1 protein-coding gene and 1 pseudogene are annotated in these 1015 nt (G+C 36.4%); one reads left to right on the top strand and one right to left on the bottom strand.

Features of this window, described 5'->3' with window-relative positions:
- Positions 1-2: 2 nt before the first annotated feature.
- Positions 3-452, top strand: a complete 450-nt coding sequence (locus AC1DTM_RS28425; protein WP_477001482.1) for an NUDIX hydrolase — start codon at positions 3-5, stop codon at positions 450-452.
- Between the two features lie 49 nt (positions 453-501).
- On the opposite strand, the pseudogene nadE reads toward AC1DTM_RS28425, so the two are convergent.
- Positions 502-1015: pseudogene (gene nadE / locus AC1DTM_RS28420) on the bottom strand (ammonia-dependent NAD(+) synthetase); the annotation flags it as partial.

Below are 1015 nucleotides of genomic sequence, written 5' to 3'. Positions count from 1 at the left end.
ATATAAAGGAATTACGTGAAAAAATAGGGCATGATTATGTTATTTTGAATTTTGCAGGTGGTTGTGTATTTAATGAATTTGGTGAAGTGCTTCTGCAAAAAAGAGGAGACTTTAATGCTTGGGGATTTCCGGGCGGTGCAATGGAAATTGGGGAGTCTGCTGCAGAAACTGCGATCCGAGAAATTAAAGAAGAAACAGGATATGATGTGGAAATTGATGAGCTCATTGGTGTGTATACGAAATATTTTCAAACATATCCGAATGGAGATCAGGCACAGGCAATTGTAATATTCTTTAGGTTTTCAATCGTTGGAGGGAACAAAAAAATAGACGGTGATGAAACATTAGATCTGAAGTTTTTCCCGTTAGACAAAATGCCGCCATTGTTTAATAAACAACATGAAGATTGTTTGCAGGATTTATTAGAGAAAAGAGTAGGGGTATTTCGTTAATATATAGAAAAAGAAGCTAATTTCCATTTAGCTTCTTTTTCTATATAATTTAATTCCACCAATCATCAAACATAGATGCTGGGACTTGTCTTTTATGTTCACTCACTTTGTAACGCTTCTCGATCTTTTCAGCAACGTCAGCTGGAACGGATTTACCTTCTAAATAGTCATCTAATTGATCGTAAGTAATACCTAATTCTGTTTCATCAGCTTGACCTGGTTTTTCATCTAATAAATCAGCTGTTGGCATTTTTAAGTAAAGTCGCTCGTCTGCACCTAACTCTTGTAATAAAGCACGTCCTTGGCGCTTCGTTAAACCTGTTAATGGTAATAAATCTGCACCGCCATCTCCGAATTTTGTAAAGAATCCTGTTACAGCTTCAGCCGCGTGATCAGTTCCGATAACAAGTAATCCTTGTTGTCCGCCGATTGCATATTGTGTAACCATGCGAATACGTGCTTTTACGTTTCCTTTATTGAAATCTGTTAATGATTCACCTAATAAGTTTTCATATTGATTTGAGAAGGAATCAACAGTTGAAGCGATATCAAAAGCAACAGAT

This window comes from Bacillus sp. P4_D3, assembly GCF_056401855.1.
Note: the sequence above shows the minus strand (reverse complement) of the source record. Positions and strands in the feature narration are given on the sequence as shown.